Source organism: Pantoea sp. WEP (assembly GCF_041678305.1).
GTDB classification, from domain to species: domain Bacteria; phylum Pseudomonadota; class Gammaproteobacteria; order Enterobacterales; family Enterobacteriaceae; genus Pantoea; species Pantoea dispersa.
Window position 1 is genome coordinate 171,293 of record NZ_JBGNXB010000001.1, and the last position, 23,177, is coordinate 194,469.

15 protein-coding genes, 4 tRNA genes, 3 rRNA genes and 1 riboswitch are annotated in these 23,177 nt (G+C 56.2%); of the genes, 18 read left to right on the forward strand and 4 right to left on the reverse strand.

The annotated features are described in order from the left end of the window. Window positions 1-7 precede the first annotated feature (7 nt). Window positions 8-364, forward strand: a complete 357-nt coding sequence (locus ABVR31_RS00790) for a YijD family membrane protein (protein WP_021506823.1) — start codon at window positions 8-10, stop codon at window positions 362-364. Between the two features lie 34 nt (window positions 365-398). On the opposite strand, the gene trmA is transcribed toward ABVR31_RS00790, so the two are convergent. Further along, window positions 399-1,502, reverse strand: a complete 1,104-nt coding sequence (gene trmA / locus ABVR31_RS00795; protein ID WP_058758135.1) for a tRNA (uridine(54)-C5)-methyltransferase TrmA — start codon at window positions 1,500-1,502, stop codon at window positions 399-401. Window positions 1,503-1,614: 112 nt separating this feature from the next. Next, a riboswitch (cobalamin riboswitch) is annotated at window positions 1,615-1,796 on the forward strand. A gap of 68 nt (window positions 1,797-1,864) precedes the next feature. Between trmA and btuB the strand changes: the two genes are divergently transcribed. The 9 genes from btuB (at window position 1,865) to ABVR31_RS00840 (ending at window position 10,692) form a co-directional block, all read left to right on the forward strand. Beyond that, complete coding sequence (gene btuB, locus ABVR31_RS00800; protein WP_136547368.1) at window positions 1,865-3,745, forward strand: TonB-dependent vitamin B12 receptor BtuB; 1,881 nt, start codon at window positions 1,865-1,867, stop codon at window positions 3,743-3,745. Further along, on the forward strand, window positions 3,690-4,541 hold the full coding sequence (gene murI, locus ABVR31_RS00805; protein WP_040679621.1) for a glutamate racemase: 852 nt from the start codon (window positions 3,690-3,692) through the stop codon (window positions 4,539-4,541). The genes btuB and murI overlap by 56 nt, the downstream gene beginning before the upstream one ends. Before the next feature lie 395 nt (window positions 4,542-4,936). Next, window positions 4,937-6,478, forward strand: a 16S ribosomal RNA gene (locus ABVR31_RS00810). Window positions 6,479-6,552: 74 nt separating this feature from the next. Next, a tRNA-Ile gene (locus ABVR31_RS00815) sits at window positions 6,553-6,629 on the forward strand. Window positions 6,630-6,778: 149 nt separating this feature from the next. Next, window positions 6,779-6,854, forward strand: a tRNA-Ala gene (locus ABVR31_RS00820). A 334-nt stretch (window positions 6,855-7,188) separates the two neighbouring features. After that, window positions 7,189-10,092, forward strand: a 23S ribosomal RNA gene (locus tag ABVR31_RS00825). A 223-nt stretch (window positions 10,093-10,315) separates the two neighbouring features. Next, window positions 10,316-10,431, forward strand: a 5S ribosomal RNA gene (gene rrf / locus ABVR31_RS00830). Together the 16S, 23S and 5S rRNA genes with 4 tRNA genes alongside form the textbook arrangement of a ribosomal RNA operon. Before the next feature lie 100 nt (window positions 10,432-10,531). After that, window positions 10,532-10,608 (forward strand) — tRNA-Asp (locus ABVR31_RS00835). 8 nt (window positions 10,609-10,616) lie between these two features. Next, window positions 10,617-10,692: transfer RNA gene (locus ABVR31_RS00840), tRNA-Trp, on the forward strand. Window positions 10,693-10,797: 105 nt separating this feature from the next. Here ABVR31_RS00840 and hdfR read toward each other — a convergent pair. After that, the gene (hdfR, locus tag ABVR31_RS00845) at window positions 10,798-11,619 is read right to left on the reverse strand and encodes an HTH-type transcriptional regulator HdfR (RefSeq protein WP_031279770.1); all 822 of its coding nucleotides are present in this window, start codon (window positions 11,617-11,619) and stop codon (window positions 10,798-10,800) included. A gap of 121 nt (window positions 11,620-11,740) precedes the next feature. Between hdfR and ABVR31_RS00850 the strand changes: the two genes are divergently transcribed. After that, complete coding sequence (locus tag ABVR31_RS00850) at window positions 11,741-12,079, forward strand: DUF413 domain-containing protein (RefSeq protein WP_021507919.1); 339 nt, start codon at window positions 11,741-11,743, stop codon at window positions 12,077-12,079. Between the two features lie 28 nt (window positions 12,080-12,107). Here the strand turns inward: ABVR31_RS00850 and ABVR31_RS00855 are convergent, their stop codons facing one another. Further along, a complete protein-coding gene (locus ABVR31_RS00855; RefSeq protein ID WP_058759906.1) occupies window positions 12,108-13,628 on the reverse strand; it encodes a YifB family Mg chelatase-like AAA ATPase in 1,521 nt (506 codons plus the stop codon). 328 nt (window positions 13,629-13,956) lie between these two features. On the opposite strand from ABVR31_RS00855, the gene ilvL reads away from it, so the two are divergent. From ilvL to ilvA, 6 genes are all read left to right on the forward strand, one after another. Further along, window positions 13,957-14,055, forward strand: coding sequence for an ilv operon leader peptide (gene ilvL / locus ABVR31_RS00860; protein WP_071813600.1), 99 nt, complete (start codon window positions 13,957-13,959; stop codon window positions 14,053-14,055). 149 nt (window positions 14,056-14,204) lie between these two features. Continuing rightward, the gene (ilvG, locus tag ABVR31_RS00865) at window positions 14,205-15,851 is read left to right on the forward strand and encodes an acetolactate synthase 2 catalytic subunit (RefSeq protein ID WP_222951490.1); all 1,647 of its coding nucleotides are present in this window, start codon (window positions 14,205-14,207) and stop codon (window positions 15,849-15,851) included. After that, entirely contained in the window at window positions 15,848-16,105 is a 258-nt protein-coding gene (gene ilvM, locus ABVR31_RS00870) for an acetolactate synthase 2 small subunit (RefSeq protein WP_008106624.1), read from the forward strand. Before ilvG ends, ilvM begins: the two co-directional genes overlap by 4 nt. 18 nt (window positions 16,106-16,123) lie before the next feature. After that, on the forward strand, window positions 16,124-17,053 hold the full coding sequence (locus tag ABVR31_RS00875; protein ID WP_021507916.1) for a branched-chain amino acid transaminase: 930 nt from the start codon (window positions 16,124-16,126) through the stop codon (window positions 17,051-17,053). Window positions 17,054-17,114: 61 nt separating this feature from the next. After that, complete coding sequence (ilvD, locus tag ABVR31_RS00880) at window positions 17,115-18,965, forward strand: dihydroxy-acid dehydratase (protein ID WP_021507915.1); 1,851 nt, start codon at window positions 17,115-17,117, stop codon at window positions 18,963-18,965. Between the two features lie 6 nt (window positions 18,966-18,971). After that, the gene (gene ilvA / locus ABVR31_RS00885; RefSeq protein WP_058759907.1) at window positions 18,972-20,516 is read left to right on the forward strand and encodes a threonine ammonia-lyase, biosynthetic; all 1,545 of its coding nucleotides are present in this window, start codon (window positions 18,972-18,974) and stop codon (window positions 20,514-20,516) included. A gap of 1 nt (window position 20,517) precedes the next feature. Here the strand turns inward: ilvA and ilvY are convergent, their stop codons facing one another. Beyond that, window positions 20,518-21,399 carry an HTH-type transcriptional activator IlvY gene (gene ilvY, locus ABVR31_RS00890; RefSeq protein ID WP_058759908.1) on the reverse strand — a complete coding sequence of 294 codons (882 nt, stop codon included), beginning with the start codon at window positions 21,397-21,399 and terminating at the stop codon, window positions 20,518-20,520. Window positions 21,400-21,561: 162 nt separating this feature from the next. Between ilvY and ilvC the strand changes: the two genes are divergently transcribed. Next, the gene (gene ilvC / locus ABVR31_RS00895; protein WP_021507912.1) at window positions 21,562-23,037 is read left to right on the forward strand and encodes a ketol-acid reductoisomerase; all 1,476 of its coding nucleotides are present in this window, start codon (window positions 21,562-21,564) and stop codon (window positions 23,035-23,037) included. Window positions 23,038-23,177 lie beyond the last annotated feature (140 nt).

Genomic DNA, 23,177 nt, shown 5'->3' on the forward strand with positions numbered 1-23,177 from the left:
TAATGAAATGATTGAGCAAAACCCTCGCGATAAAGGAACGCTGTTACTGGCTTTTATCACCGGTTTAGCTATCAACGGCTCCTTTTCGGTGCTGTTCAGCACCTTTGTTCCCTTTTCGATTTTCCCGCTGATCGCCCTTGGCCTTGCCGCGTGGTGTCTGCATCAGCGCTATCTCAACCGCAATATGCCGGACGGCATGCCTTCGCTGGCGGCGGCATTTTTTCTGCTGGGGATTCTGGTGTACAGCGCGCTGGTGCGTGCCGAATATCCGGATATCGGGTCTAACTTCATCCCGACCATTCTGATGGTGGCGCTGGTGTTCTGGATCGCCATGCGCTTCCGCCGCAGCAAGAACAAGCACTGAAAACAATCACGGGAACCGCAGGGTTCCCGTTTTTTCAGGCTTTGCGCGTCAGTAACACACCGCATTCCATATGGTGGGTGTAAGGGAACTGGTCAAACAGCGCCAGCCGCGTGATGTTATGCGTGGCACTCAGTACGCTGAGGTTGTCGCACAGCGTCTGCGGATTACAGGAAATATAGAGAATACGCGGATAGGCCTGCACCATCTTCACCGTCTCGTCATCCAGCCCGCTGCGCGGCGGATCGACAAAGATGGTCTCGCACTGATAGCTGTTGAGATCGATGCCTTCCAGACGGTTAAAGCTGCGCACGCCGTTCATCGCCTGGGTAAACTCTTCGGCCGCCATACGGATAATTTGCACGTTGTCGATGTGGTTGGCCGCGATGTTGTACTGCGCCGAAGCCACCGACGGTTTGGCGATTTCCGTCGCCAGTACGCGACGGAAGTTACGCGCCAGCGCCAGCGAAAAGTTGCCATTACCACAGTACAGCTCCAGCAGATCGCCGCGCGAATCTTGCGTCACGTCCAGCGCCCACTCCAGCATCTGAATATTCATCGCCGCATTCGGCTGGGTGAAGCTGTTCTCCACCTGACGATAGATCATCTCCTGGCCGGCTACCGGCAGGCGCTCATCGACGTAATCGCGATCGAGGCAGATTTTGGTTTTCGTGGCACGGCCAATCAGCTGCACATCAAACCCTTCTGCACGCAGACTATCGCGCAGCGCAGTCGCGGCTTCGGTCCAGTCGGCTTCCAGCTTGCGGTGATACAGCAGTGAAATCACGATCTGGTTGCTGAGGGTGGAGAGATAATCGATCTGGAACAGTTTGAAACGCAGCGCGCGATTATCGCGGATCGCGGCGATCAACTTTGGCATCAGCGTGTTGATCAACTGGCTGGCCGCCGGAAACTGATCGACGCGGATACGCTGTTTAGTCTCTTGATCGAAGATGATGTGATAAAGATCGTCACCGTCGTGCCAGATGCGGAATTCGGCGCGCATACGATAGTGGCTGACCGGCGAGCGGAACACCTCCACGTCGGGCGCTGCGTAGGGGGCCATCATCGCCTGTAAGCGGCTGACTTTTTCCGCCAGTTGCGCGTCGTATTGTTCAATCGGGAGTTGTTCGGGTGTCATCTTCAATCCTGGTGTTAAGCCTGCCTGCCGGGCGATTGTAGGCATTCACCTGCTGATGTCCAGTCCCGGACGGTGCAGGAAGGCTGGCAGTCTGGATTTCCGGCCTTCTTAAACGTAGACTGCGGCTGCCGGCCTCCTTGAGTTAAAAGGGAATCCAGTGTGAATCTGGAGCTGACGCGCAGCGGTAAAAGAATGTCGTGGTGATTGCAATTGCAGACACTGTCCTCGCGGATGGGAAGTCTTCACCACTTATGATTCCCAGCCCGAAGACCTGCCGGTGTGACGTCGCAACTTCTGAGATCATCGCGTGCTATCGATCCCGGACCTGCGGCATCCTGCTTCGTCTTTTGGATGCTATAACAATGAAAACAACACACGCTTCGCTGTTTGCCTTTAGTGCAACGGCGTTGTCGCTCTGGGCGCAATCTGGCTACGCGCAGCAGAATGATGATACGCAAATCGTTACCGCCAACCGGTTTTTGCAGCCGGTCTCCTCCGTTCTCGCGCCGACGACAGTCGTGACCCGCGACGATATCGATCGCTGGCAGGCGAAAAGCCTGACGGACGTCATGCGTCGCCTGCCTGGCGTGGATATCGCGCAAAACGGTGGCCTCGGCCAGTTGAGCTCGCTGTTTGTGCGCGGTACCAACTCCAGCCACGTACTTATACTCATCGACGGTATCCGGCTAAACCAGGCGGGTGTGTCCGGATCGTCCGATTTAAGCCAGATTCCGCTTTCTCTGGTCCAGCGCATCGAATATGTGCGCGGTGCGCGCTCGGCGGTGTATGGCTCCGATGCAATTGGCGGCGTGGTGAACATCATCACCGGTCGTGATAAGCCGGGCACGACGCTGAGCGCGGGCGTGGGCTCGAAAGGCTATCAAAACTATGAAGGTTCTACCCAGCAGCAGCTGGGGGCAGCCACGACGCTGACCATGGCGGGCAACTACACCTATACGCGCGGCTATGATGTGGTGGCGAACCTGCCGGATGTGTATGGCGATCCGGCGCAGAAAGATCGCGATGGCTTCATGAACAAGACACTGTATGGCGCGCTGGAGCATCAGTTCAGTGACGGGTTGAGCGGCTTTGTCCGCGGCTACGGTTTTGACAACCGTACGGCCTACGACGGCACCTACAGCTACGATAACAGTTTCAACATCAATGGATTAAACGATACCCGTCAGCTCTACAGCCAGACCTGGGACAGCGGCCTGCGTTACAGCAACGACATTTATTCGACGCAGCTGATCGCCAGTTACAGCCGCAGCAAAGACTATAACTATGATCCGCGTACAGGCCGCTACGGCCCGTCGACCACGCTGGATGACAGCAAGCAGTACAATGTGCAGTGGGGCAATACGTTGCAGGTGGCGCAGGGCAGCGTAAGCGCGGGCGTGGACTGGCAGAAACAGACCACGGAACCCGGCACCGCTTACGTGGCTGACAGCACCGAACTGCGTAACACCGGCATTTATGCCACCACCCAGCAGCAGCTGGGCAGCGTAACGCTGGAAGGCGCGGTACGCGGGGACGACAACAGCCAGTTTGGCTGGCACGGCACCTGGCAGGGCGGGGCGTCGTGGGCGTTTGTTGATGGCTATAGCGTGTTTGCCAATTACGCGACGGCGTATAAAGCGCCTCGTCTCGGCCAGTTGTATGGTTCTTATGGCAACAGCGACCTGAAGCCGGAAGAGAGTAAACAGTGGGAAGCGGGCTTCTCTGGCCTGACCGGGCCGGTAAACTGGCGCGTATCCGGTTATCGTAACGATATCGATAATCTGATTGATAGCGATCCCACCACCTATATCTATTACAACATCGATAAAGCGCGCATTAAGGGCGTAGAAGCCACGGCGTCGTTCGATACCGGTCCGCTTAGCCATCAGATTTCTTACGATTATGTTGATGCGCGCGATGCTGAAACCGATCAACCGCTGGTGCGCCGTGCGAAGCAGCAGGTGAAATACCAGCTCGACTGGACGATTTATGAGTTTGACTGGTCACTGACCTATCATTATCTCGGCGATCGCTATGATACGGATTACAACCACGCCTTTACCCCGCAACGCGTCAAACTGGGCGGTGTAAGTTTATGGGATCTGGCAGTTTCGTATCCGGTCACATCACAGCTCACCGTTCGTGGTAGAATTGCCAACCTGTTCGATAAAGACTACGAGACAGTGTATGGCTATCAAACTCCAGGAACGGAGTACTATCTCAGCGCCAGCTACAGCTTCTGATCTGCGCCCCACCGTGCTGGTGTTTGACTCCGGCGTCGGTGGGCTCTCCGTCTATGATGAGGTCCGGCAACTGCTGCCGGGCCTGCACTATCTCTATGCCTTCGATAATGCCGGTTTCCCTTACGGTGAAAAAAGCGAAGAGTACATTGTTGAGCGGGTCGTGGCGGTGGTGGAGGCTATCGTACAGCGCGTGCCGCTGGCATTAGTGGTCATCGCCTGTAACTCCGCCAGTACCGTCTCCCTGCCAGCGTTGCGTCAGCGCTTTGAGTTCCCGGTCGTCGGCGTCGTGCCGGCGATTAAGCCTGCGGCCCGTCTGACGCGTAACGGCGTGGTCGGCCTGCTGGCCACGCGCGGCACGGTGAAACGGCCTTACACCCATGAGCTGGTGGCGCAGTTTGCGCGCGAATGTAAAATCGAAATGCTGGGCTCGGCGGAACTGGTTGAACTGGCCGAAGCCAAACTGCACGGAGAAACGGTGTCGCTGGACGATGTGCGTCGTGCAGTACAACCGTGGCTGCGTATGAAAGAACCGCCGGATACCGTGGTGCTGGGTTGTACCCATTTCCCGCTGTTACGTGAAGAGCTGCAGCAGGTGTTGCCTGACGGCACCCGGCTGGTGGATTCGGGCGCAGCCATTGCACGGCGCACCGCCTGGTTGTTAGAGCACGAAGCGCCTCAGGCGCGTTCCAGCGGACAGAATGTGGCATTTTGTACGCGTATGGATGACGAAGTGGTGCAATTATCACCGGTTTTGCAGCGTTATGGCTTCCCGCTGCTGGAAAAACTGGCGATTTGACGGGCTTTCGCCGAAAAAAACAGCACTCGAAAATTAATTTGCATTTAGCCCTTGTCAGCCCGAAAGAACTCCCTATAATGCGCCTCCACTGACACGGCACAACGGCTTACGAAGCGCCCTGTTAGTGAGGTGGCCCTTAACGGCAACCTTCAGAAAAGCAAAAATAAATGCTTGACTGAGAAAGCGGAAAGCGTAATATACGCATCCCGCGCCGCTTGAGAAATCGCGGCACTGCTCTTTAACAATTTATCAGACAATCTGTGTGGGCACTCGCAGGATTGATATCAGCGTCTCCGGACGTAAAAAATATCAAGTCTTTGCTGAGTGAACACGTAATTCATTACGAAGTTTAATTCACAGAGCATCGCTGCACTCGTTGCAGCAAATCAAACTTTAAATTGAAGAGTTTGATCATGGCTCAGATTGAACGCTGGCGGCAGGCCTAACACATGCAAGTCGAACGGCAGCACAGAAGAGCTTGCTCTTTGGGTGGCGAGTGGCGGACGGGTGAGTAATGTCTGGGAAACTGCCCGATGGAGGGGGATAACTACTGGAAACGGTAGCTAATACCGCATAACGTCGCAAGACCAAAGTGGGGGACCTTCGGGCCTCACACCATCGGATGTGCCCAGATGGGATTAGCTAGTAGGTGGGGTAATGGCTCACCTAGGCGACGATCCCTAGCTGGTCTGAGAGGATGACCAGCCACACTGGAACTGAGACACGGTCCAGACTCCTACGGGAGGCAGCAGTGGGGAATATTGCACAATGGGCGCAAGCCTGATGCAGCCATGCCGCGTGTATGAAGAAGGCCTTCGGGTTGTAAAGTACTTTCAGCGGGGAGGAAGGCGGTGAGGTTAATAACCTTGCCGATTGACGTTACCCGCAGAAGAAGCACCGGCTAACTCCGTGCCAGCAGCCGCGGTAATACGGAGGGTGCAAGCGTTAATCGGAATTACTGGGCGTAAAGCGCACGCAGGCGGTCTGTTAAGTCAGATGTGAAATCCCCGGGCTTAACCTGGGAACTGCATTTGAAACTGGCAGGCTTGAGTCTCGTAGAGGGGGGTAGAATTCCAGGTGTAGCGGTGAAATGCGTAGAGATCTGGAGGAATACCGGTGGCGAAGGCGGCCCCCTGGACGAAGACTGACGCTCAGGTGCGAAAGCGTGGGGAGCAAACAGGATTAGATACCCTGGTAGTCCACGCCGTAAACGATGTCGACTTGGAGGTTGTGCCCTTGAGGCGTGGCTTCCGGAGCTAACGCGTTAAGTCGACCGCCTGGGGAGTACGGCCGCAAGGTTAAAACTCAAATGAATTGACGGGGGCCCGCACAAGCGGTGGAGCATGTGGTTTAATTCGATGCAACGCGAAGAACCTTACCTGGCCTTGACATCCAGAGAACTTAGCAGAGATGCTTTGGTGCCTTCGGGAACTCTGAGACAGGTGCTGCATGGCTGTCGTCAGCTCGTGTTGTGAAATGTTGGGTTAAGTCCCGCAACGAGCGCAACCCTTATCCTTTGTTGCCAGCGGTTCGGCCGGGAACTCAAAGGAGACTGCCGGTGATAAACCGGAGGAAGGTGGGGATGACGTCAAGTCATCATGGCCCTTACGGCCAGGGCTACACACGTGCTACAATGGCGCATACAAAGAGAAGCGACCTCGCGAGAGCAAGCGGACCTCATAAAGTGCGTCGTAGTCCGGATTGGAGTCTGCAACTCGACTCCATGAAGTCGGAATCGCTAGTAATCGTAGATCAGAATGCTACGGTGAATACGTTCCCGGGCCTTGTACACACCGCCCGTCACACCATGGGAGTGGGTTGCAAAAGAAGTAGGTAGCTTAACCTTCGGGAGGGCGCTTACCACTTTGTGATTCATGACTGGGGTGAAGTCGTAACAAGGTAACCGTAGGGGAACCTGCGGTTGGATCACCTCCTTACCTGAAGATACCTTCCCGCGAAGTGCTCACACAGATTGTCTGATAGAAAAGTAACGAGCAGAAAAAACCTCTACAGGCTTGTAGCTCAGGTGGTTAGAGCGCACCCCTGATAAGGGTGAGGTCGGTGGTTCAAGTCCACTCAGGCCTACCAGATTTCTTCTCATGCCGCGTTATGTTTCCGGCTCGCATAGTTCACTATGCTTCGCGAAAACATGCCTTGCCTGAGACGAAATCACATTTCCCGTGTGAGAAACGTGACTCCTGGTGAGTGGATGTAGATGGTCTCTGCAGTGACTGTATGGGGCTATAGCTCAGCTGGGAGAGCGCCTGCCTTGCACGCAGGAGGTCAGCGGTTCGATCCCGCTTAGCTCCACCATTACAGTACTGAAACTTACTTCAGAGTATACCGGCGACGGTGTGCTGCGAAGTATTTGCTCTTTAACAATCCGGAACAAGCTGAAAATTTGAAACGACGTGTCGTATTCATTCTCCGTAATAAGAATGAAATGACGATGCGTTCGAGTCTCTCAAAAGCTTACAGCTTACAAGCAACTGTGATGCAGTAGCGAGCGAGCAGTAAAGAAGGCAAGGCGCGACGGCGCACAGCCAGCGGAGCGTACTGAAGTACGTGAGCATGGCGAGCACCGCGCAACGACGCATTCTTTACGCGCAGCCGTTACGGCAGACAGATAAACGCCTGTGGGTTGTGAGGTTAAGCGACTAAGCGTACACGGTGGATGCCCTGGCAGTCAGAGGCGATGAAGGACGTGCTAATCTGCGAAAAGCGACGGTAAGGTGATATGAACCGCTACAGCCGTCGATGTCCGAATGGGGAAACCCAGTGCACTTGTGCATTATCGTTAACTGAATACATAGGTTAACGAGGCGAACCGGGGGAACTGAAACATCTAAGTACCCCGAGGAAAAGAAATCAACCGAGATTCCCCCAGTAGCGGCGAGCGAACGGGGAGCAGCCCAGGACCTGAATCAGCTTGTGCATCAGTGGAAGCGTCTGGAAAGTCGCGCGATACCGGGTGACAGCCCCGTACACGAAGATGCATGAGTTGTGAGTCCGACGAGTAGGGCGGGACACGTGGTATCCTGTCTGAACATGGGGGGACCATCCTCCAAGGCTAAATACTCCTGACTGACCGATAGTGAACCAGTACCGTGAGGGAAAGGCGAAAAGAACCCCGGCGAGGGGAGTGAAACAGAACCTGAAACCGTGTACGTACAAGCAGTGGGAGCCTACTTGTTAGGTGACTGCGTACCTTTTGTATAATGGGTCAGCGACTTATATTCTGTAGCAAGGTTAACCGCATAGGGGAGCCGAAGGGAAACCGAGTCTTAATTGGGCGTTAAGTTGCAGGGTATAGACCCGAAACCCGGTGATCTAGCCATGGGCAGGTTGAAGGTTGGGTAACACTAACTGGAGGACCGAACCGACTAATGTTGAAAAATTAGCGGATGACTTGTGGCTGGGGGTGAAAGGCCAATCAAACCGGGAGATAGCTGGTTCTCCCCGAAAGCTATTTAGGTAGCGCCTCGTGAACTCATCTCCGGGGGTAGAGCACTGTTTCGGCTAGGGGGCCATCCCGGCTTACCAACCCGATGCAAACTGCGAATACCGGAGAATGTTATCACGGGAGACACACGGCGGGTGCTAACGTCCGTCGTGAAGAGGGAAACAACCCAGACCGCCAGCTAAGGTCCCAAAGTCATGGTTAAGTGGGAAACGATGTGGGAAGGCACAGACAGCCAGGATGTTGGCTTAGAAGCAGCCATCATTTAAAGAAAGCGTAATAGCTCACTGGTCGAGTCGGCCTGCGCGGAAGATGTAACGGGGCTAAACCATGCACCGAAGCTGCGGCAGCGACACTATGTGTTGTTGGGTAGGGGAGCGTTCTGTAAGCCGCTGAAGGTGTGCTGTGAGGCATGCTGGAGGTATCAGAAGTGCGAATGCTGACATAAGTAACGATAAAGCGGGTGAAAAGCCCGCTCGCCGGAAGACCAAGGGTTCCTGTCCAACGTTAATCGGGGCAGGGTGAGTCGACCCCTAAGGCGAGGCTGAAAAGCGTAGTCGATGGGAAACAGGTTAATATTCCTGTACTTGGTGTTACTGCGAAGGGGGGACGGAGAAGGCTAGGTTATCCGGGCGACGGTTGTCCCGGTTTAAGCGTGCAGGTGTGAAGACCAGGCAAATCCGGTCTTCTTTAACACTGAGGCGTGATGACGAGCCGCTACGGCGGTGAAGTAACTGATGCCCTGCTTCCAGGAAAAGCCTCTAAGCTCCAGGTAACACGAAATCGTACCCCAAACCGACACAGGTGGTCAGGTAGAGAATACCAAGGCGCTTGAGAGAACTCGGGTGAAGGAACTAGGCAAAATGGTGCCGTAACTTCGGGAGAAGGCACGCTGGCGCGTAGGTGAAGGGACTTGCTCCCGGAGCCGAGGCCAGTCGAAGATACCAGCTGGCTGCAACTGTTTATTAAAAACACAGCACTGTGCAAACACGAAAGTGGACGTATACGGTGTGACGCCTGCCCGGTGCCGGAAGGTTAATTGATGGGGTTATCCGCAAGGAGAAGCTCTTGATCGAAGCCCCGGTAAACGGCGGCCGTAACTATAACGGTCCTAAGGTAGCGAAATTCCTTGTCGGGTAAGTTCCGACCTGCACGAATGGCGTAATGATGGCCAGGCTGTCTCCACCCGAGACTCAGTGAAATTGAAATCGCTGTGAAGATGCAGTGTACCCGCGGCAAGACGGAAAGACCCCGTGAACCTTTACTATAGCTTGACACTGAACATTGAGCCTTGATGTGTAGGATAGGTGGGAGGCTTTGAAGCGTGGACGCCAGTCTGCGTGGAGCCAACCTTGAAATACCACCCTTTAATGTTTGATGTTCTAACGTAGGCCCGTAATCCGGGCTGCGGACAGTGTCTGGTGGGTAGTTTGACTGGGGCGGTCTCCTCCCAAAGCGTAACGGAGGAGCACGAAGGTTGGCTAATCCTGGTCGGACATCAGGAGGTTAGTGCAATGGCATAAGCCAGCTTGACTGCGAGAGTGACGGCTCGAGCAGGTGCGAAAGCAGGTCATAGTGATCCGGTGGTTCTGAATGGAAGGGCCATCGCTCAACGGATAAAAGGTACTCCGGGGATAACAGGCTGATACCGCCCAAGAGTTCATATCGACGGCGGTGTTTGGCACCTCGATGTCGGCTCATCACATCCTGGGGCTGAAGTAGGTCCCAAGGGTACGGCTGTTCGCCGTTTAAAGTGGTACGCGAGCTGGGTTTAGAACGTCGTGAGACAGTTCGGTCCCTATCTGCCGTGGGCGCTGGAGAATTGAGGGGGGTTGCTCCTAGTACGAGAGGACCGGAGTGAACGCACCGCTGGTGTTCGGGTTGTCATGCCAATGGCACTGCCCGGTAGCTAAGTGCGGAAGAGATAAGTGCTGAAAGCATCTAAGCACGAAACTTGCCCCGAGATGAGTTCTCCCTGACCCTTTAAGGGTCCTGAAGGGACGTTGAAGACGACGACGTTGATAGGCCGGGTGTGTAAGCGCAGCGATGCGTTGAGCTAACCGGTACTAATGACCCGTGAGGCTTAACCTTACAACGCCAGAGGCGTTTTGGTCTGAGAGACAGAAAGAATTTTCAGCTTGTGACGGATAAAGAATCAGCTTTGTTCTGCGGACGCGAGTCCGGAGGATTTTGCGCTGAGGCGAGGCGGCAAGCGAAGGAAAGGAAGGAGCATACACGAGTATGTGACTGACTTTGCGAGCGCGGCCAACGCGGCATCAGCGCGAAAGACGCAGGACAGGGCACAAAGAATTTGCCTGGCGGCAACAGCGCGGTGGTCCCACCTGACCCCATGCCGAACTCAGAAGTGAAACGCCGTAGCGCCGATGGTAGTGTGGGGCCTCCCCATGCGAGAGTAGGGAACTGCCAGGCATCAATTTAAGACCCCTAATCGGGTCGTGACCTTCCCGGTGACGCGGAAAGGGCGAAACACCTGAAATCAGCGACGGTCTGATATCAGTACAGAATCGGTGGAGCGGTAGTTCAGTTGGTTAGAATACCTGCCTGTCACGCAGGGGGTCGCGGGTTCGAGCCCCGTCCGTTCCGCCACCCTAATTAGGGGCGTAGTTCAATTGGTAGAGCACCGGTCTCCAAAACCGGGTGTTGGGGGTTCGAGTCCCTCCGCCCCTGCCAGAAAATAATCCTTTGCTTCGGCAAAGGATTTTTTTTTGCCTGAAATTCGGCACAGGCAAGAGCCTGAGTTTCATTTCTTCCACTCAAACTCCCTCAATTATTGCTTCAGTGAGTCAGGACCGGATATTTAAGCAGCTGACGAATGTGTGCCTGTTGATCGCTATTCTGCAGCCATACCGCATATAACGGTCGCACTGCGACAGGTGTGTCTGGAATAACCATCAAATCACTGTAAATGCCATGCCAGAAATCAGGTAAAAAAGCGCAGGCTCCCGTGGTATGCAGCAATTCGCGGGTCACATGTGCAGAAGTGGTAGTTAATACCGGTACGTCATCACTGGAAAGATAACTTTCATGCTGATGGAAATCCGCGCCCCACTCGAGTTTGATGTAATCATATTTTTCACGCTTTTCAGTTTTGCGTGCGCGAAAGAGCGCGAGTGAAATATGACCGATCTGCTGACTGGTGAGTTCATCCATTTTTGGCGCTTCGGTGGTGATCAGCAAATCGAGCTGACGCTCATGTAACTGCTTGACCAGCAAATGGCGCTGAGCAATACGTGCTTCCAGATGCAGGCTCTCCCGGTTCTCGTATAGCGTCTGCAGCCAGGGCGTAAGATACGCTTCCCAGAGCGATGCACTGGCACCGATTGATAGCTCATGGTGCTGCTGGGTATGCGAAACCTCCTTCTTTGCCATCAGCCAGGTACTCATCAGGCTCTCAGCGTAGGGCAATAAGCGCTCGCCTGCTGAAGTCAGCCGGATATTATTGCGGTGACGGGTAAAAAGATTAACGCCCAGCTGATTTTCCAGCTGACGGATGCGAAAACTAACGGCAGATTGCGTGAGGTAAAGCGCTTCAGCAGCACGCCCGAAATGACGCGTTCTGCTCACTTCGAGGAAAGTTTTCAGTAATTCCGTATCCACAGCATTCTCCCAAAAAATGTTTGTCGTACTGATTTAAATGTTTTGTTTTACACTCTGTCAAGCCTATCTAATACTCCGCGCCATAAATAGCACGGCCATATGAGAATCAGGAGCGTGTAAGATGGCGGACAGCTTCGCAACAACTAATCGTTTCTTTGATAACAAACATTACCCTCGTGGTTTTTCGCGTCATGGTGACTTCACCATTAAAGAAGCTCAGCTTCTGGAACGCCACGGATACGCTTTCAACGAACTGGATCTCGCTAAGCGCGATCCGGAGACCGAAGAAGAGCGTCTGTTTATTGAAGTCTGTCGTGGTCTGCGTGAGCCGCAGACTGAGGCTGAACGTGTCTGGTCAAAATACACTGCACGTATCAAGCGTCCGAAACGTTTTCATACCTTGTCCGGCGGTAAACCGCAGATGGACACGGTGGAAGACTTCAGCGATAGCGACGATTAACATGACGGGGCTGATTTCAGCCCCGTTGTCATTCCAGGCTTTTATGCAGGTAAATCAGTAAACGATCGATACTGCGATATCCCACCGCCTCCTGCAGATGCTGACGCGTAACCTGCCGTTCACCCGCTAAATCTGCGATGGTTCTCGCCACCTTTAAGATGCGCTGCCACGCACGCACCGATAATCCCAGTGCATTCAGGATCTCCTCCAGCCATTCCGCATCCTGCTGCTGTAACACACAATCACGCGCGATCTCCGGATTCGACAACTGCGCATTCACTTTGCCCGCGCGTGCCATCTGTATCGCCCGGGCGGCCAGTACGCGGGCGCGCACCTGCGCGCTGGTTTCGCTGTGCTGCTGCTTCTGGCTGAGCGAGCCGCCCGGTAGCAGCGGAATCTCCAGCGACAGATCGAAGCGATCCAGAAACGGGCCAGACAGCCGGCTGAGATAGCGCAGCACCTGCTGCGGCGTGCAGCGATTATGATTCCCCTGATAATGGCCCGTCGGGCTGGGATTCATTGCACCAATCAGCTGAAAGCGTGCAGGGAAAGTGACTTTGGCGCGGGAACGGGAAATGGCGATTTCTCCGGACTCAATCGGCTCGCGTAACGCATCCAGTGCTTTGCGCTCAAACTCGGGCAGTTCATCAAGAAACAGCACCCCGTTGTGCGCCAGCGAAATTTCGCCCGGCCGCGGTAGTGATCCTCCGCCGACCAGCGCATACAACGATGCGCTGTGATGAGGCGCTCTGAACGGCCGTTTACGCCACTGATGATGTAGCGTACCGCTGCTGACCAGGCTGGCAATTGCGGCGCACTCCAGCGCTTCCTGGTCGTCCAGCGGCGGCATAATGCCGGGCAATCGGGTTGCCAGCATGGTCTTACCGGTGCCGGGCGGGCCCAGCAGCAACAGGTTATGGCCACCGGCGGCGGTAATTTCCAGCGCGCGCCGTCCCTGCTGCTGGCCAATAATATCGCTCAGGTCCTGCTGCTCGTGCGGCACCGTTTCAGGCTGGTAGTGGGCGACCGTCAGCGCCGTCTGGTTATGCAGGAAAGCGCAGATCTCCACCAGATGCTTGCCCACCAGCGTTTCGCCCTGTTGTATCAGGCCGACATCCTGTTGATTCTGCTCCGCTAAGACCATCTGACGTCCGGCCTGCAGCGCCGCCATGGCAGCAGGAATCGCGGCCTGAACGCCACACAGCGCGCCGTTTAGCGCCAGCTCACCCAGGAACTCATAATGGGCCAGCTTATCGCCTGGCAGCTGCTCTGAGGCCGCGAGAATGGCGATAGCGATCGGCAGGTCGTAGCGCCCACCCTCTTTAGGTAAATCAGCTGGCGCGAGGTTAATGGTGACGCGCTTCGCCGGAAAGGTGAAACCGCTATTGATAATGGCGCTGCGCACGCGTTCGCGGGCTTCTTTGACGGTGGTTTCCGGCAGACCTACCAGCGTCAATGCTGGCAGACCGTTGCTGATATGCACTTCAATCGTCACCAGTGGAGCCTGCACTCCGAGCGCCGCGCGTGTTAATACTTTCGATAAAGACATAACCGCTCCTTGTTGCCTTTATCCTTGCTAAAAAAAATCCACACGGCGACCGCTGAAACTATCATCCTGAAGCGGTATTCATGAAAATCGCTGCGCTTTTCATCCTGTTCATTAATTTTCGCAGCCAGATCGCAAAAGCAAAATAACGGTTGCGTCGCGGGCGTAATGAATAATTATCACAAATGCGAATAACCTTTTACTTACAAAGCGATAACGCCCGTCAGCTGCGCGCGTCATAAAATTTTCCGATGAAAATTATTGTAAATCCCCTGCTAACTATGGTAACTCTGTAGGTATTACTTCGAACTAACGAAAAAACAGACGACACATGAAAGCCCTTCTACAAGTGATTAGCCTAGTTGTGATTAGCGTGGTGGTGATTATTAACCCACCGTGCGGGGCTACGCTTGGAGAAAGAAAGGCTTAAAAATCAAGCCTGGAATTCGAAAAACCCCCGCACCGTAAGGTCCGGGGGTTTTTTTTCGACCAGACGAAATATCAGCGAATCAGCGAGGAACAGATTATGAGCAGTAGCATAAAATTCTGTTGTTCCAGCAGGAATACAGGAGAATAACCATGACAGGTGCACAGTGGGTAGTTCAGGCTTTACGCGCGCAGGGTGTCGACACAGTGTTTGGTTATCCTGGCGGAGCAATCATGCCAGTGTACGATGCGCTCTACGATGGCGGCGTGGAACATCTACTGTGTCGTCATGAACAAGGTGCAGTGATGGCAGCGATCGGTTATGCGCGTGCGACCGGCAAAACCGGGGTTTGCATTGCGACTTCCGGACCGGGCGCCACCAACCTGATCACCGGGCTGGCCGATGCGATGATGGATTCCGTTCCGGTTGTCGCCATCACCGGACAGGTCTCTTCAGCGTTTATCGGTACCGACGCCTTTCAGGAAATCGACGTTCTTGGCCTGTCATTAGCCTGTACTAAACACAGCTTCCTCGTTGAATCGCTGGATGATTTACCCTCGGTGATGGCGGAAGCTTTCGCCATCGCGCAGTCCGGCCGTCCGGGACCCGTGCTGGTCGACATTCCCAAAGATATTCAGATTGCCAGCGGTGACCTGACGCCGCACCTGCTGCCGGTTGAAGAGGCACTGAGCCACTCACCGCACCACATTGCCGAAGCGCGCGCGCTGATGGCGCAGGCGCAAAAACCGATGCTGTATATCGGCGGCGGTGTCGGCATGGCGCAGGCCGTCCCGGCGCTGCGGGCTATGGCGCAGGAGACCGGCATCCCGATGGTTTCTACCCTGAAAGGGCTGGGCAGCGCCGAAGCCAGCAGCGATCTCTATCTCGGTATGCTCGGCATGCATGGCACCAAAGCGGCCAACCTGGCGGTGCAATCCTGTGATTTGCTGATTGCCGTCGGCGCGCGCTTCGACGACCGCGTCACCGGTAAGCTGGATACCTTCGCGCCGCACGCCAGCGTCATTCATATCGATATCGATCCGGCGGAATTGAACAAACTGCGTCGCGCTCACGTTTCGCTGCAGGGCGATCTCAACCAGGTGTTGCCGGCGCTGAGCATGCCGCTGCAGATCGACGGCTGGCGTACTGAAGTTAAAGCGATGAACGCGGAGTTCGCGTGGCGTTACGACCATCCCGGCGAGGCGATCTACGCGCCGCTGCTGCTGAAGCAATTGTCAGATCGTAAACCTGACAGCGCGGTGGTAACCACCGACGTTGGCCAGCACCAGATGTGGGCGGCGCAGCACATGCGCTTCAGCGCGCCGGAAAACTTCATCACCTCCAGCGGTCTGGGCACCATGGGCTTTGGGCTGCCGGCTGCGGTAGGCGCGCAGGTTGCCCGTCCGGATGACACCGTTATCTGCGTGTCCGGTGACGGCTCAATCATGATGAATATTCAGGAGCTGGGCACCATCAAGCGTAAGCAGCTGCCGGTAAAAATCCTGCTGCTGGATAACCAGCGTCTTGGCATGGTTCGCCAGTGGCAGCAGCTGTTCTTTGATGGTCGCTACAGCGAAACCATCCTCACCGATAACCCCGATTTCCTCACGCTGGCCAGCGCCTTTGATATTCCGGGCCAGCGCATTAGCCGTAAAGATCAGGTCGACGCCGCGATTGATGCTCTGCTGAACAGTGAAGGTCCTTACTTCCTGCATGTTGCGATTGATGAGCATGAAAACGTCTGGCCACTGGTACCGCCGGGTGCCAGCAACGCAAACATGATGGAGAAAACCGTATGAACCAGCATCAATTGTCTATCGAAGCCCGCTTTCGCCCTGAAATATTGGAGCGCATTTTGCGCGTCGTGCGTCACCGTGGCTTCCAGGTCTGCGCGATGAATATGGCGTCCGCCGTCAATGCGGAGAACATTAATATCGAAATGACCGTTGCCAGCCAGCGCTCTGTCGATTTACTGTCTTCGCAGTTAAGCAAACTTATGGATGTCGCCTGTGTCGAGATCCAGCAACAGACAACACAACAAATCCGCGCCTAGTCGCCAAAGGAAATAACAATGAGTACGAAGAAAGCAGACTTTATCTGGTTCAATGGAGAGATGGTTAAGTGGGAAGACGCTAAGGTTAGCGTTATGTCTCACGCACTGCATTACGGCACCTCTGTGTTCGAAGGCGTTCGCTGCTACGACTCACACAAAGGTCCGGTGGTGTTCCGTCACCGTGAACACATGCAGCGTCTGCACGACTCCGCCAAAATTTACCGTTTCCCGATCAAAGCCAGCGTGGATGAGTTGATGGAAGCGTGCCGCGAAGTCATCCGCGTCAATAAACTGAAGAGTGCCTACATTCGTCCGCTGGCCTTTGTCGGCGACGTGGGTCTCGGCGTTAACCCGCCAGACGGCTTCACCACCGATGTGATCATCGCTGCGTTCCCGTGGGGGGCTTATCTGGGTGCCGAAGCGCTGGAGCAGGGCATCAACGCCATGGTTTCTTCCTGGAATCGCGTGGCGCCAAATACCCTGCCAACCGCGGCGAAAGCAGGCGGTAACTATCTCTCTTCCCTGCTGGTTGGCAGCGAAGCGCGCCGCCACGGTTATCAGGAAGGTATCGCGCTGGATACCCAGGGTTATATCTCCGAAGGTGCTGGCGAAAACCTGTTTGAAGTGAAAGACGGCATCCTGTTCACCCCGCCGTTCACCTCTTCAGCGCTGCCGGGCATCACCCGCGACGCCATCATCAAGCTGGCGAAGGATCTCGGTATCGAAGTGCGCGAGCAGGTGCTGTCTCGCGAATCACTGTACCTGGCGGATGAAGTGTTCATGTCCGGTACTGCCGCAGAGATCACGCCGGTACGCAGCGTGGACGGCATCCAGGTGGGTGAGGGCAAACGTGGCCCGGTGACCACCAAAATCCAGCAGGCGTTCTTTGGCCTGTTCACCGGCGAAACCGAAGATAAGTACGGCTGGCTGGATCAGGTGAATCCATAACAAGACAGTAACGCGGGTGCAGCAGCGCCCGCGTCATTTTTCAGACTGGAGTAAATAGAGCATGCCTAAGTACCGTTCCGCCACCACCACCCATGGTCGTAACATGGCGGGTGCCCGTGCCCTGTGGCGCGCCACCGGAATGACCGACGACGATTTCGGTAAGCCGATTATCGCCGTGGTTAACTCCTTCACCCAATTCGTACCGGGCCACGTGCACCTGCGCGATCTTGGCAAACTGGTCGCTGAGCAAATCGAAGCCGCGGGTGGTGTAGCCAAAGAGTTCAACACCATCGCGGTGGATGACGGTATCGCCATGGGTCATGGCGGCATGCTGTATTCACTGCCTTCACGCGAGCTGATTGCCGACTCCGTGGAATATATGGTGAACGCCCACTGCGCCGACGCCATGGTGTGTATCTCCAACTGCGACAAAATCACCCCCGGCATGCTGATGGCCTCGCTGCGCCTCAACATTCCGGTGATCTTTGTCTCCGGCGGTCCGATGGAAGCCGGTAAAACCAAGCTGTCAGACAAAATCATCAAGCTGGATCTGGTGGACGCGATGATTCAGGGGGCGAACCCGAACGTCAGCGATGCCGACAGCGAACAGATTGAACGTTCCGCCTGCCCGACCTGCGGCTCGTGCTCTGGCATGTTCACCGCCAACTCCATGAACTGTCTGACCGAAGCGCTGGGCCTGTCGCAGCCGGGCAACGGCTCGCTGCTGGCAACCCACGCCGATCGTAAAGACCTGTTCATCAACGCCGGCAAGCGCATCGTTAACCTGACCAAACAGTACTACGAGCAGGATGATGCGCGCGTGCTGCCGCGTAACATCGCCAGCAAAGCTGCGTTCGAAAACGCCATGACACTGGATATCGCCATGGGCGGTTCCACCAATACCGTGCTGCACCTGCTGGCCGCCGCGCAGGAAGGCGAGATCGATTTCAACATTTCCGACATCGATCGCCTGTCACGTAAAGTGCCGCACCTGTGCAAAGTGGCGCCGAGCACACAGAAATATCATATGGAAGATGTGCACCGCGCGGGCGGGGTAATCGGTATTCTTGGCGAGCTGGATCGTGCCGGCCTGCTGCACACCGACGTACGCAACGTGCTGGGTCTCAATCTGCGCGAAACCCTCGATCAGTACGACATCATGCTGACCAAAGACGAAGCGGTGAAGAAGATGTTCCGCGCCGGCCCGGCGGGCATCCGTACTACCCAGGCGTTCTCACAGGATTGCCGCTGGGACACGCTGGATGACGATCGCCAGGAGGGCTGTATCCGTACGCGCGAACACGCGTTCTCTCAGGATGGCGGTCTGGCAGTGCTGTACGGCAACATGGCGGAAGATGGCTGCATCGTGAAAACCGCCGGCGTCGACAAAGAGATCCTCACCTTTAAAGGTCCGGCAAAAGTGTATGAAAGCCAGGACGATGCGGTGGAAGCGATTCTCGGCGGCAAAGTGGTCGCCGGTGACGTGGTGGTGATCCGCTACGAAGGGCCGAAAGGCGGTCCGGGCATGCAGGAAATGCTCTATCCGACCACTTATCTGAAATCGATGGGCCTTGGCAAAAGCTGTGCGCTGATCACTGACGGACGCTTCTCGGGTGGCACCTCGGGTCTCTCCATTGGCCACGCATCGCCGGAAGCGGCGAACGGCGGCACCATCGCGCTGGTCAAAGATGGCGACATCATTGAAATCGATATCCCGAATCGCGGCATTAAGCTGGCGGTACCGGATAACGAACTGCATGCCCGCCGTGAAGAAGAGGAAGCGCGTGGCGAAGCGGCTTATACGCCGCACGGTCGTGTGCGTCAGGTCTCCTTCGCACTGCGTGCTTATGCATCGCTCGCCACCAGCGCTGACAAGGGCGCGGTGCGCGATAAGTCTAAGCTGGGAGGCTAATCTCTGATGGCTGAGTCTCAACCGCTTTCCGCGTCGCCCAATGGCGCGGAGTATCTGCGCGCGGTGCTGCGTGCGCCTGTGTACGAAATTGCCCAGGTGACGCCGCTGCAAAAAATGGAAAAAATTTCGTCGCGTCTTGGCAACACCATTCTGGTGAAGCGCGAAGATCGCCAGCCGGTGCACAGCTTCAAGCTGCGCGGTGCTTACGCCATGATCGCCGGCCTGACGGAAGAGCAGAAAGCGCGCGGCGTGGTTACTGCTTCGGCGGGCAACCACGCGCAGGGCGTGGCGCTCTCGGCCAGCACGCTCGGCATCAAGTCACTGATTGTGATGCCAGTGGCGACGGCGGACATCAAGGTTGATGCAGTGCGCGCGTTTGGCGGTGAGGCTTACCTGTTTGGCGCCAATTTTGACGAGGCAAAAGCCAAAGCGATTGAACTGGCGGAGCAGCAGGGTTACACCTTCGTGCCGCCGTTTGATCATCCGGCGGTGATTGCCGGACAGGGCACGCTGGCGATGGAGCTGTTGCAGCAGGATGCGCATCTCGATCGCGTGTTTGTGCCGGTAGGCGGCGGCGGCTTAGCGGCGGGTGTGGCGGTACTGATTAAACAGCTGATGCCGCAAATCAAGGTTATCGCGGTCGAGTCGCAGGACTCTGCCTGCCTGAAGGCGGCGCTTGATGCCGGCGAGCCGGTGGATTTGCCGCGCGTCGGGCTGTTTGCCGAAGGCGTGGCGGTCAAGCGTATCGGCAGCGAAACCTTCCGCCTGTGCAAAGAATACCTCGACGACATCATCACCGTGGACAGCGATGCCATCTGCGCAGCGATGAAGGATCTGTTCGAGGATGTGCGTGCGGTGGCGGAGCCTTCCGGCGCGCTGGCGCTGGCGGGCATGAAGAAGTACATCCAGCAGCACGACATCAAAGGCGAGCGGCTGGCGCACGTGCTGTCGGGCGCCAACGTTAACTTCCACGGTCTGCGCTATGTCTCCGAGCGCTGTGAACTGGGTGAGCAGCGTGAAGCGCTGCTGGCGGTGACCATTCCTGAGCAGCAGGGCAGCTTCCTGCGTTTCTGCCAGACGCTGGGCGGCCGCGCGGTAACCGAGTTCAACTACCGTTATGCCGATGCCGACAACGCCTGCATCTTTGTTGGCGTGCGTTTAACGCGCGGCCTTGAGGAGCGCAGCGAAATCATCAGCCAGCTGGCTGAAGGCGGCTATCAGGTGGTGGATTTGTCGGACGATGAGATGGCGAAGCTGCACGTGCGCTACATGGTGGGCGGACGCCCGTCAAAACCGCTGCGCGAGCGGCTGTTCAGCTTCGAATTCCCGGAAGCGCCGGGCGCGCTGCTGAAGTTCCTGCAGACGCTGGGCGCGCACTGGAACATTTCGCTGTTCCACTATCGCAGCCACGGCACCGATTTTGGTCGCGTGCTGGCGGCGTTCGAGATCAACGACAAAGAGCCGGATTTCGACACTCACCTCAACGCGCTCGGCTATGAGTGGCACGACGAGGCCAGCAATCCGGCGTTTCGCTTCTTCCTCGCCGGCTGAATTACAGCAGGTGCCAGAAAGCATTAATCAGCGGCTCCCCGAGCCGCTTTTTTTGTACGCATACGCCGAGCTCCAGCGGCGCCACCGACTCGACATTCTCCAGCGTCAGCACGCGATTGCGCACCGGTTCCGGACTGTTTTCCAGCACCACATCCGGCAGCAGCGCGATGCCGCAGCCGAGCGCCACCATCGACACAATCGCCTCATGGCCTGACACCGTGGCGTAAATCTGCGGGTTGGCAATGCGATGGCGGCGAAACCATACATCAATACCGCGCCGCGCCGGCCCCTGATCCGGCAGGATAAAGGGAATCTGCGACCAGTCCGGCTGTTCCTGCGTTGCCTGGCTGCGCACCGGGCAGGGCAGCGCCGGGGCGATCAGCACCAGCGGGATCAAACCCAGCGGTGTAAAATCGATACTGGCGGGCAGCGACTCCGGCCGGCCGGCGATGGCCAGATCCGCTTCACCGGACTGCACCATTTCAATGGCATCGGCGGCGTCGCCGGTGGTGAGTTTAATTTCCACCTGCGGATGCTCCGCGCGAAAGCGGTCGAGAATCGGCGGCAGATGGCTGTAGGCGGCGGTTACCGAGCAGAACAGGCGCAGCTCGCCGCTCAGCGACGGACCGTTCAGGTCCATGACATGGCGCAGCTGCTGATACTGCAGCAGGGTCTGCTGGGCGAACTGACGCAGCCGCTCGCCGGCTTCGGTCAGCGTCACGGTGCGGTTGTCGCGCAGGAACAGCGCGTGTCCGACATCCTCTTCCAGCCGCTGAATCTGGCGTGATAATGTCGACGGGCTGACGTGCATGGCGCGCGCGGTGCGGCCAAAGTGGCAGCTTTCCGCCAGGTGAAGAAACAGTTTCAGGTCTCGTAAATCCATGCGCGTTTTGCCCTCAGCGTGATGTTGCAAATTCTGCAATGTGACGTTGTTAATATATCAATTTAAGCAACAGATTTCCTGTCATATGATGGGGTCATTCGCGGCGCTAAATCCGGCGCCGTTACTGAACAAAAGCAAACACAACATCTGAGCGGAGTACCCATGGCTAACTACTTCAACACATTGAATCTGCGCAATCAGTTAGCGCAGTTAGGCAAATGTCGCTTCATGTCGCGCGATGAATTCGCGGATGGCGCTAGCTTCCTGAAAGGTAAGAAAGTGGTCATCGTCGGCTGCGGCGCGCAGGGCCTGAACCAGGGTCTGAACATGCGTGACTCTGGCCTTGATGTGTCTTACGCACTGCGCGCTGAAGCCATCGCTGAGAAGCGTGCGTCGTTCCGTAAAGCCACCGAAAACGGTTTTAAAGTGGGTACTTACGAAGAGCTGATCCCGCAGGCGGATCTGGTAGTTAACCTGACGCCGGACAAGCAGCACTCTGCCGTTGTGCAGGCCGTTCAGCCGCTGATGAAAGACGGTGCCGCGCTGGGTTACTCTCACGGTTTCAACATCGTCGAAGTGGGCGAGACCATCCGTAAAGACATCACCGTGGTGATGGTGGCACCGAAGTGCCCGGGTACCGAAGTGCGTGAAGAGTACAAACGTGGCTTCGGCGTTCCAACGCTGATCGCTGTTCACCCGGAAAACGATCCAAAAGGCGAAGGCATGGCGATTGCCAAAGCCTGGGCTGCAGCCACCGGCGGCGACCGTGCAGGCGTGCTGGAATCGTCCTTCGTGGCAGAAGTCAAATCAGACCTGATGGGCGAGCAGACCATTCTGTGCGGTATGCTGCAGGCCGGTTCACTGCTGTGCTTCGACAAGCTGGTGGCTGAAGGTCACGACGCGGCTTACACCGAAAAACTGATTCAGTTCGGCTGGGAAACCATCACCGAATCGCTGAAGTTTGGCGGCATCACGCTGATGATGGATCGTCTGTCTAATCCGGCAAAAATCCGCGCTTACGCGCTGTCTGAGCAGCTGAAAACCATCATGGCCCCGCTGTTCCAGAAGCACATGGATGACATCATCTCGGGTGAATTCTCTTCCGGTATGATGGCTGACTGGGCGAACGACGACAAAAACCTGCTGACCTGGCGTGAAGAGACCGGTAAAACCGCGTTCGAAAATGCCCCGCAGTTCGAAGGCAAAATCGACGAGCAGGAGTACTACGACAAAGGCGTGGTCATGGTCGCGATGGTGAAAGCGGGCGTTGAGCTGGCATTTGAAACCATGGTTGACGCGGGCATCATCGAAGAGTCGGCTTACTATGAATCGCTGCACGAGCTGCCGCTGATTGCCAACACCATCGCCCGTAAGCGTCTGTATGAAATGAACGTGGTAATTTCCGATACCGCAGAATACGGTAACTACCTGTTCTCCTTCGCAGCCGTTCCGCTGCTGAAAGAGTTCATGACCACGCTGCAGCCTGGCGACCTGGGCAAAGCGGTGGAAGGCACGCAGGTGGATAACGCGCAGCTGCGCGACGTGAACGAAGCGATCCGCCAGCATCCAATCGAAGCCGTTGGCCGCAAACTGCGTGGCTATATGACCGACATGAAACGCATCGCCGTCGCGGGCTAAGGCACGCGAGACACAGTTTTCAGCCCAATCAAACCCCGGCTTGCCGGGGTTTTTTTATGTCTTGTGTCTGGGGCAGAAGGGTTTTTCTCACCCTCACCCTGGCCCTCTCCCGCTGGCGGGAGAGGGAACCGTTTGGTGCG

Coding starts and splice junctions, on each gene's coding strand:
- ilvG (WP_222951490.1), top strand. CDS start 14,205: ATGACAGGTGCACAGTGGGTAGTTCAGGCTTTACGCGCGCAGGGTGTC.
- ilvD (WP_021507915.1), top strand. CDS start 17,115: ATGCCTAAGTACCGTTCCGCCACCACCACCCATGGTCGTAACATGGCG.
- murI (WP_040679621.1), top strand. CDS start 3,690: ATGGCTATCAAACTCCAGGAACGGAGTACTATCTCAGCGCCAGCTACA.
- ABVR31_RS00850 (WP_021507919.1), top strand. CDS start 11,741: ATGGCGGACAGCTTCGCAACAACTAATCGTTTCTTTGATAACAAACAT.
- ABVR31_RS00875 (WP_021507916.1), top strand. CDS start 16,124: ATGAGTACGAAGAAAGCAGACTTTATCTGGTTCAATGGAGAGATGGTT.
- ABVR31_RS00790 (WP_021506823.1), top strand. CDS start 8: ATGATTGAGCAAAACCCTCGCGATAAAGGAACGCTGTTACTGGCTTTT.
- trmA (WP_058758135.1), bottom strand. CDS start 1,502: ATGACACCCGAACAACTCCCGATTGAACAATACGACGCGCAACTGGCG.
- ABVR31_RS00855 (WP_058759906.1), bottom strand. CDS start 13,628: ATGTCTTTATCGAAAGTATTAACACGCGCGGCGCTCGGAGTGCAGGCT.
- ilvL (WP_071813600.1), top strand. CDS start 13,957: ATGAAAGCCCTTCTACAAGTGATTAGCCTAGTTGTGATTAGCGTGGTG.
- ilvA (WP_058759907.1), top strand. CDS start 18,972: ATGGCTGAGTCTCAACCGCTTTCCGCGTCGCCCAATGGCGCGGAGTAT.
- ilvC (WP_021507912.1), top strand. CDS start 21,562: ATGGCTAACTACTTCAACACATTGAATCTGCGCAATCAGTTAGCGCAG.
- btuB (WP_136547368.1), top strand. CDS start 1,865: ATGAAAACAACACACGCTTCGCTGTTTGCCTTTAGTGCAACGGCGTTG.
- ilvY (WP_058759908.1), bottom strand. CDS start 21,399: ATGGATTTACGAGACCTGAAACTGTTTCTTCACCTGGCGGAAAGCTGC.
- ilvM (WP_008106624.1), top strand. CDS start 15,848: ATGAACCAGCATCAATTGTCTATCGAAGCCCGCTTTCGCCCTGAAATA.